This is a genomic window from Polaromonas sp. P1_G4 (genome assembly GCF_056405475.1).
In genome coordinates this window covers 1-7,780 of the sequence record NZ_JBFUCA010000177.1, presented here as the reverse complement: position 1 = coordinate 7,780, position 7,780 = coordinate 1, and the positions used below count along the sequence as shown (strand labels likewise).

The following is a 7,780-nucleotide window of genomic DNA, read 5'->3' as shown; positions in this document are numbered from 1 at the left end:
GCGCTGCACCGACACGTGGGTGGCGTTCATTGCATACGTGACGCGGGTTTTGACGCCGCGYGCCTGCAGCGCCCTGACATAGGCCTCGCTGAACTGGGGCAATGTGTTTTCGTCCTTGTTGCCCACCACCACGCTGATCTGCGTATCCGGGCTGATTTTCTCCGCTTCAGCCAGGGGTGAAAGGCTGCGGCTCCAGGCGCCGGATTTGCCCGCAGAGCTGTTGCGCCATTGCCGCCATGCCGGCACATCGCAGGGGCATCCGGCCAGCAAATAGGCGTCGGCACTGCCGGGAAAGCGGCTGGCGACCAGCGCCGCCATGGCTGCGCCACCCGAATGGCCGACGAGCAGGATTTTCTTGCCGGGGTTGAGGCTGCGCAGGCTGCCCAGCGCGGCGGCAATGATTTCGGCGTTGCTTGGCGTGTAGTCGTCGTCCCTTGGGCCGGACTCGCCGTCCGATACGCCCAGTTCGCTGCGGTAGCCGGGGCGCTGCATCGCCACTGTGACGGCCTGGAGCTTCTCGGCCAGCAAGGCTGCTGTGCCGCTGTCCGCGTTCAATTCCGTGCGCCCGCCGTTGTCGCCGTGCAGAAAGACGACCAGTACCTTGGGTGTGATGCGGGATGTTTGGCCAGGCGCCAGCTTGCGGATGACAAGGCATTGCCGGGCGTCCCCTGCCCGTTCAATGCCGTCGGCAAGTTTTCCGTCGGGGCACTTCACCGGTTGTGCCAACGCGCCTGCCCCCGCCAGCCCAAGCAGCAGGCCGGCCCAAGCAAGGTAGCCGCGGCCCATCAGGCCCCGCGAAGCGCGGCTTTCAGTTGCTGGCCAATTTCAGGCTTGTCGGCAAACGGATCCGTCGGGTTGCGCGCCTGCAGCACGTCTTCAAGCCGTGTCTGCACGGAGTTGATGGCTTTGGGGTGGCTGTAGATGTAGAACTGGTTCTTTGCGATGGCGTCAAACACCAGTTTCGCCACATCGGCGGCGCTCACCTTGCCGGAGCCGACTGCCTTGCCGGTCATGGCCTGCTGGATCATCTGGCTCCTGGTCGGCTTTTCCGCGCCGAGTTCGGCCGGGCGGTTGCGGTGGCTCATGCCGATGCCTGTGGCTACAAAAAATGGGCACAGCACCGAGGCACCAACCTGATCGGTCACCAGGCCCAGGTCCTGGTACAGGGTTTCGCTGAGCGCCACCACGGCGTGTTTGCTGACGTTGTAGACGCCCATATTCGGCGGGTTCAGCAGCCCGGCCATGCTGGCGGTGTTGACGATGTGGCCTTGCCAGAATGGGTCTTTGGCGGCTGCTTCCAGCATCATCGGCGTGAAGATGCGCACGCCGTGCACCACACCCATGACGTTGACGCCCAGCACCCATTCCCAGTCCTTGACGCTGTTTTCCCAGATCAGACCGCCCGAGCCAACGCCGGCGTTGTTAAAAACGAAATGCGGCGCGCCGAAGCGCTCGAACACGGCCTTGCCCATGGCTTCCATCTGCGTTGCGCTGGAGACGTCAAGCTTGAACGAAAGCACCTGGGCACCGGAAGCCTTCATCTCTTCGGTGGCTTTGTCCAGCGCATCCTGCTGCACGTCAACCAGCACGAGGTTCATGCCCAGTTGGGCCCCCAGGCGTGCGCATTCCAGGCCAAAGCCCGAGCCCGCGCCGGTCAGCACTGCCGTTTTACCTTTGAAATCCGTGATCATGGTTCGTTTTCCTTGATGAATATCTTGGTGTCTTGAAGAACAGGAAAATTGTCCGTGCACCCTGTCGCCACAGCTGTCGCTCAGGTAACTATTCAGGCAACCCGCAGCATCTCGATGTGCGGTATGCCGTCCTCGATGTAGGGCTGGCCGGTATTGGCAAAACCGTGCTGCAGGTAGAACTGCTCAAGCCGTGCCTGTGCACCTATGCGGATGGGTTGCGGGCCCCAGTGCTGCTGCAAACGGCCAACGGCCTCTTTCATCAGAACATGGCCAATGCCGCCGCCGCGTGCCGAAGCATGCGTGACCACGCGGCCTATGCTGGCCTCCGCAAACTTCACGCCCGCGGCAAAGCAGCGCGCGTAGGCTATCAGCCGCCCTTCCCTTATGCCCAGCAAATGCATGGCTTGCATGTCCGCGCCGTCCATGTCCTGGAAACTGCAGGCCTGTTCGACCACAAACACTTCGCTGCGAAGCTGCAAGATCTCATAAAGCTCAAGGGTGGTCAGCGCGTCAAAGGGAAGAAAACGCCAGGAAATAACGGAGGTGCCGGAGATGCTCATGCCGGGGCTGCAGCCTTCAGGGTGTAACCGATGCGCGGGAAATGCACATGCACGGTGCCGGCACGCGCATCGGTGCGGCGCAGCGTGTAATGCATGCGGGTGGCGGCGATCAGCTCGCCCTCGGTAGGCTCCGGTCCAAAACTCTCGCCGCTGACCAGCACCTGGCTGCCCAGCGCAATGCCGTGTTCGTCCTGGAACAGGTCACCCGGCAACGGCGCCGGCGTGGATGCGGCGGCCAGTGCCACAGCCTCGGTGGAGCTGAATTTTTCAATGCCGCCATGGCCAATGGCGGCCATGCGGTCCATCCATTCCAGCACGGCCGGCGTGAGGTTCAGGATGCCCGCGAGCACCGGTGTTTGCACCCGCGTGAACCACAGCGGGTGGTACATCGCGAAATCGGCGATGCAGGGCACATCACCCAGTAAAAAAGGCCGGTCGTCGAGCATGTCCGAGATTCGGCGCAAATAGGACTTGTAGGCTGCGGCGGCATCGCTGGCGCGCAGGCGCGGCATGCCGGTGCTCATGGCCTTGCGGTCTTCGCCGAAAGCCCGGGCGGCTTCAGGTGGCGCTTTTTCAAAAATCTGGGCCACGCCCTTGGGCTGCGTGTTGTAGGCCATGGAGGTCCAGAACAGCGTGTTGTCGGCCCAATGCGCCAGCGTGCGCGCCAGGCCCTTGCTGGGTTCCGGGTACACCGAAGGCTCGGGTTGCAGGTGTTCCAGCACGTCGCTGATCAAGGCGGTGTCGCAATAAATGTCGGCACCGATTTGCAGGATGGGCGTCTTGCGGTAGCCGCCGGTCAGCGCCACCACGTCGGGCTTGGGCATGATCATCGGGATGACGACGGACTTCCAGGGCAGGTTTTTGTAACCCAGCATCAGGCGGGTTTTTTCGGCAAATGGCGATGTGGGGTAATGGTGAAGGATCAGATCGCTCATGGTTGTCTCCGGGTGTTCTGCGTATCTTGAAATTCAGCGGGGCATGGCCCGCGCGATGAGGGTGTCGAAATCGGTACCGGCGCCCAGCGTACCGAAAGCATGGCCCCAGTTGCCTGCAATGCGCGAGTCGCAAAAAGCGCTGAAGACGGCAGCGGGCGCGGTCTGATACAGCAAGGCGGCCTGCACCGCCAGCGCGACGTCCTGCGCGAGCCGCCGTGCCTCCACTTCAGTCGCCATTTCTTCCACACGTGTTGGCAAGGCAGCGGCCAGCCGGTCCAGCGCCGGGTGCGCGCCTTTTGCGGCGGCCAGTTCCTGGTTCAGGGCCGCTACGGCGTCGGCTTTGCGCAGCGCGCGCAAAAGGTCCAGCGCCATGATGTTGCCCGCGCCTTCCCAAATCGAATTGAGCGGCATTTCACGGTAAACGCGGGCCATGACGCCCTCGCCGCCCTCCTCCACATAGCCATTGCCGCCCAGGCATTCCATCGCCTCCTGGGCGAAATGGCTACCGCGCTTGCAGATCCAGAACTTGGCGACGGGTGTCAACAGGCGCGCCATGGCGGCCTCGTGGGCATCGCCTGTGTGGTCGAAAGCCCGGGCCAGGCGCATTGCCAGCGCAGTCGCGGCTTCGGATTCAAGCGCGAGGTCGGCCAGCACGTTGCGCATCAGCGGCTGGTCAATCAGCAGCTTGCCGAAGGCTTTTCGCTGCGAGGTGTGGTTCAGCGCCAGGGCCAGCGCCTGCCGCATCAACCCGCTGGTGCCCAGCGCGCAGTCCAGCCGGGTCATGGTGCCCATTTCGAGGATCTGCGGAATGCCGCGGCCTTCGCCCCCGACCAGCCAGGCCTGGGCGTTTTCAAATTCCACTTCAGAACTTGCGTTGGCCTTGTTGCCCAACTTGTCTTTGAGGCGCTGGATGCRGATGGCGTTGAGGCCGCCGTCAGGCAGCACGCGTGGCAGGAAAAAGCAGGAAAGGCCGCTTTGGGTTTGGGCCAGAACCAGGAAGGCGTCGCACATCGGCGCCGAGAAAAACCATTTATGGCCGGTGATGGCATAACGTTCGCCCCAGCCGTCGCGGCCTGCGGGCTCAGCGCGGGTGGTATTGGCCCGGACATCGGAGCCGCCCTGCTTTTCCGTCATGCCCATGCCCATGGTGAGGCCGGCCTTGGCCTGCCATAGCTTGAGTTCCGGGTCATAGGCGCGGCTCGCCAGCTTGGGGCCCCAGTCGGCGTAGATTGCTGTGTTGCCACGCAGCGCGGGCGTGGCCGCGTAGCTCATGGAGATGGGGCACAGGATGGAGGGCTCGAGCTCGGTGAAGAGCATGAAGCCTGCTGCGCGCTGGACATGGGGTGACGGGTTTTCTTCAGACCACGGAGAGCCATGCAGGCCCGAGCCCGTCGCGAGTTTCATGAGCTCGTGATAACTCGGGTGAAACTCCACCTGGTCCACACGACGGCCAAAACGATCATGGCTGTGCAGCGCCGGCCCATGCACATTGGCCAGGCGCGCGTGGGTCTGCATGGCCGTGCTGCCCAGCTTCGCACCGAGCTGCCTCAGCTCGTGCGTGTCCAGCGCCGGCGCATTAAATTTCAGCGCGTCGCGCAGCGGGCGATTGGTGTCAAACAGGTTGTAGTCCGACAGCGCTGCGGGCTGGTTGAAGACTTCATGCGTCATGTCCACCTCCTTTTGACCGCGCCGTGGTCGGGTCAGATCAGCTTGACCAACTGCTTGCCGAAGTTTTTGCCTTTGAGCAACCCGAGGAATGCTTCGGGCGCCGATTCAATCCCCTGCGCCACGCTTTCACGCGGGCGCAGCTTGCCGGTGCCCACCAGCGTGCCGAGTTCCTTGAGCGCTTCGGGCCAGACTTCCATGTGCTCGGCCACGATAAAGCCCTGCAGCTTGAGGCGGCTGGTCAAAATCAGCGCCGGATAGGCCAACGGCATGGGCCGGCCGTCGTAGCCGGCGATCATGCCGCACAGCGCGATGCGGCCGAAAGCGTTCATGCGCGGCAGCACGGCGTCCAGCACCATGCCGCCCACGTTTTCAAAGTAGCCATCAATGCCATCCGGGCAGGCGTCCTTGAGAGCCTTGGTCAGCGAAGCGGCATCGGCGTGCACTTTGTAGTCAATGCAGGCGTCAAAGCCGAGTTCTTCGACGGCATATTTGCATTTGTCGGGGCCGCCGGCAATGCCGACGGCGCGGCAGCCGCGTGCCTTGGCGAGTGCGCCGAACGCGCTCCCCACTGCGCCGGTAGCGGCGCTGACCACCATGGTCTGTCCGGCTTGGGGTTCAATGATTTTCACCAGGCCGTACCAGGCGGTGACGCCCGGCATACCGACCGCGCCCAGATAGTGCGAGAGCGGTACGTGCGTGGTATCCACCTTGCGCAGCGCGCCGGGCTGCTCGGCATTGACCACACTGTATTCCTGCCAGCCGCCCATGCCGACCACCTTGTCGCCGGGCTGGAATTTGGGCGAGCGGCTTTCCACGACCTCACCTGCCGTGCCGCCCAGCATGACCTGGCCCAGCGGATGCGGCGCGGCATAGCTCTTGGCATCGCTCATGCGGCCACGCATGTAAGGGTCCAGGCTCAGGTAATGGTGGCGCACCAGCACCTGGCCATCCTGCAGGGGCGGCGTGTCGCTGGACACCAGCATGAAGTTGCTGGCGACGGCTTCGGCGGTGGGACGGTTGTCGAGCAGGATTTGCTGGTTGATGGGCATGGAAGTCTCCTGTGTGTTGTCGGGAAAGGCAGGCGATTTGCTATTGATTTGATAGCTTCTGGCGCCCGTGTTTATTGGCATGGTCTGTGATTTAACCAATACCTCAGTTCAATCGGTTGATATGCCGCCGCCGGGTAGGTCCGGTGCGCCGGTGTTTTGGGCGGCGGTGGCAATCCGCCGCACGTACTTGAAGGTGCCCGTGGAGTGTGCACAGGCGCGGCCTTCCGCGTCATACAGCGTGGCCTCGGTAAACGCCATGGTGGTGCTGCGATGCATGAGCCGCCCCTTGGCTGTAAGCCGGCTGCCGTCGCCGGGTGCCGGCCGCATGAAGCTGGTCTTCATCTCGATGGTGACCACGCCCATATCTTTCTGTACGCTGCGCGCGGCTGTCGCCATGGTCACGTCCAGCAGCGTCATGATGGCGCCGCCGTGCGTCACGGCAAATGAGTTGAGGTGCTCGGGCTTGGGCGCATAGCCAATGGCCGAAGCACCGCCTTCAAACAGCTCCAGCTCAAAGCCGAGGTGGTTGACGAAAGGGATGTCCGCGCCGAAGTTCATTAACTGTTCCCAGCCCATTTCTTGCTCACCCCCCGGTTACGACCGAAACGCCACCATCGACGGCTATCCACTGGCCAGTGATGTGCTTGCCGGCATCCGACGCATACAGCACGCACAGGCCCTTCAAATCCTCGTCGTCGCCCAGGCGGCCCAGCGGTGCGTGTGAGGCCAGTTTTTCCTCGCCCAACGCTTTCAGCGTGCCCACGGTCATCCGGCTCGGGAAAAAGCCCGGGCAAATCGCATTGACGGTGATGTTGTACTTGCCCCATTCGCAGCCCAGTGCGCGCGTGAAGTTGATGACGGCACCCTTGGAGGTGTTGTAAGCCACGGTGGTCATCTCGCGCGGATTGCCGCCCAGGCCGGCGATGGAGGCTACGTTGATGATGCGGCCGGACTTGCGGGCGATCATGCTGTGTTTGGCGATGTGCTGGCTCAGGATGAAATAGCCGCGGATATTGAGGTTCATGACCTTGTCCCAGGCCTCAACCGGGTGATCTTCAGCAGGTGCGCCCCAGGCGGCGCCGGCGTTGTTGACCAGGATGTCGACATGGCCCAGGCGCTTGATGGCCTCGTCGGCCAGCGCCCGGATGTCTTCTTCTTTGGAGCAGTCGGCGGCGATCCAGTCGACGTCGATGCCGGCGGCTTTGAGCTCTGCAGCGGACTCGACCAGGTCTTCGGCCTTGCGCGAACTCAAAATGACTTTGGCGCCGGCTTCGCCCAGCGCCTGGGCCAGTTGCAGTCCCAGGCCGCGTGAGCCGCCGGTCACGAGTGCGGTTTTGCCTTTGAGGTCGAACAGCTGCTGGATGGTACGGGTCATGAAAGTTGTCTCCTGTTGGGTGTCATCGGGCTTGCCGGGTGCCGCATCGGGACTCCGGCAAGGATGGGGTTGCAAATAATGTGTCGGGTTCAGCCGTGGTTGCGATCTCGATATCGGGATGCGGCGGTCTGCCATATTGGCACAACATCAGGCCTCCTGCAGGTTGCGCTGTCGTGGTGGCGACTTCCGGCCGCTACGAACTGACGTTGATGCGGGAGCGCACGTAAACCAGCGCCGCGCCAACCACCGCCACAATACCGCCCAGCACCACCATGGACCAGCCGATGGCATCGTCCAGGCGCTGAACCGACAGACCCAATACCAACGTCAGCAGCCCGCCGTAGATCAGGACCCAGATCAGGGTCTGCAAGCGAGCCACGGCCTTGTTGGAAACAGGGTCAGCGGACGGTTTGAAAAAAGCCATTAAAACGCCTCCTCGGGCAAATCGGCACAGGTCAGGTCGCGGGTTTCAACGACCTTGAGCCAGGCACCGATCTTCGGT

The 7,780-nt window shown here is 63.0% G+C and carries 9 protein-coding genes; all 9 read right to left on the bottom strand.

Translation table 11 applies throughout. From position 1 onward, the window contains the following. Positions 1–786: alpha/beta hydrolase family protein (locus tag AC1D1X_RS10825; protein WP_477698264.1), on the bottom strand; the 786-nt coding region annotated here is incomplete at its 3' end. Beyond that, complete coding sequence (locus AC1D1X_RS10820; RefSeq protein ID WP_477669531.1) at positions 786–1,691, bottom strand: SDR family oxidoreductase; 906 nt, start codon at positions 1,689–1,691, stop codon at positions 786–788. The genes AC1D1X_RS10825 and AC1D1X_RS10820, both read right to left, overlap by 1 nt. Before the next feature lie 92 nt (positions 1,692–1,783). Beyond that, positions 1,784–2,251: a GNAT family N-acetyltransferase gene (locus AC1D1X_RS10815; protein WP_477669530.1), complete on the bottom strand. Its 468-nt coding sequence runs from the start codon at positions 2,249–2,251 to the stop codon at positions 1,784–1,786. Then, positions 2,248–3,186, bottom strand: coding sequence for a glutathione S-transferase family protein (locus AC1D1X_RS10810; RefSeq protein ID WP_477669529.1), 939 nt, complete (start codon positions 3,184–3,186; stop codon positions 2,248–2,250). Before AC1D1X_RS10810 ends, AC1D1X_RS10815 begins: the two co-directional genes overlap by 4 nt. Before the next feature lie 33 nt (positions 3,187–3,219). Continuing rightward, complete coding sequence (locus AC1D1X_RS10805) at positions 3,220–4,860, bottom strand: isovaleryl-CoA dehydrogenase (RefSeq protein WP_477698263.1); 1,641 nt, start codon at positions 4,858–4,860, stop codon at positions 3,220–3,222. A 26-nt stretch (positions 4,861–4,886) separates the two neighbouring features. Further along, on the bottom strand, positions 4,887–5,903 hold the full coding sequence (locus AC1D1X_RS10800) for an NADP-dependent oxidoreductase (protein ID WP_477669527.1): 1,017 nt from the start codon (positions 5,901–5,903) through the stop codon (positions 4,887–4,889). 108 nt (positions 5,904–6,011) lie between these two features. Then, complete coding sequence (locus AC1D1X_RS10795; RefSeq protein ID WP_477669526.1) at positions 6,012–6,461, bottom strand: PaaI family thioesterase; 450 nt, start codon at positions 6,459–6,461, stop codon at positions 6,012–6,014. A 25-nt stretch (positions 6,462–6,486) separates the two neighbouring features. After that, positions 6,487–7,278: an SDR family oxidoreductase gene (locus tag AC1D1X_RS10790; RefSeq protein WP_477669525.1), complete on the bottom strand. Its 792-nt coding sequence runs from the start codon at positions 7,276–7,278 to the stop codon at positions 6,487–6,489. 193 nt (positions 7,279–7,471) lie between these two features. Beyond that, positions 7,472–7,702 (bottom strand): hypothetical protein, encoded by a 231-nt coding sequence (locus tag AC1D1X_RS10785; RefSeq protein ID WP_477669524.1) that lies wholly within the window; start codon positions 7,700–7,702, stop codon positions 7,472–7,474. Between the last annotated feature and the right edge of the window lie 78 nt (positions 7,703–7,780).

What these genes read in the sequence shown, in the direction of transcription:
- AC1D1X_RS10820 (WP_477669531.1), bottom strand. Translation starts at nt 1,691, where the DNA reads ATGATCACGGATTTCAAAGGTAAAACGGCAGTGCTGACCGGCGCGGGC.
- AC1D1X_RS10815 (WP_477669530.1), bottom strand. Translation starts at nt 2,251, where the DNA reads ATGAGCATCTCCGGCACCTCCGTTATTTCCTGGCGTTTTCTTCCCTTT.
- AC1D1X_RS10810 (WP_477669529.1), bottom strand. Translation starts at nt 3,186, where the DNA reads ATGAGCGATCTGATCCTTCACCATTACCCCACATCGCCATTTGCCGAA.
- AC1D1X_RS10800 (WP_477669527.1), bottom strand. Translation starts at nt 5,903, where the DNA reads ATGCCCATCAACCAGCAAATCCTGCTCGACAACCGTCCCACCGCCGAA.
- AC1D1X_RS10795 (WP_477669526.1), bottom strand. Translation starts at nt 6,461, where the DNA reads ATGAACTTCGGCGCGGACATCCCTTTCGTCAACCACCTCGGCTTTGAG.
- AC1D1X_RS10790 (WP_477669525.1), bottom strand. Translation starts at nt 7,278, where the DNA reads ATGACCCGTACCATCCAGCAGCTGTTCGACCTCAAAGGCAAAACCGCA.
- AC1D1X_RS10785 (WP_477669524.1), bottom strand. Translation starts at nt 7,702, where the DNA reads ATGGCTTTTTTCAAACCGTCCGCTGACCCTGTTTCCAACAAGGCCGTG.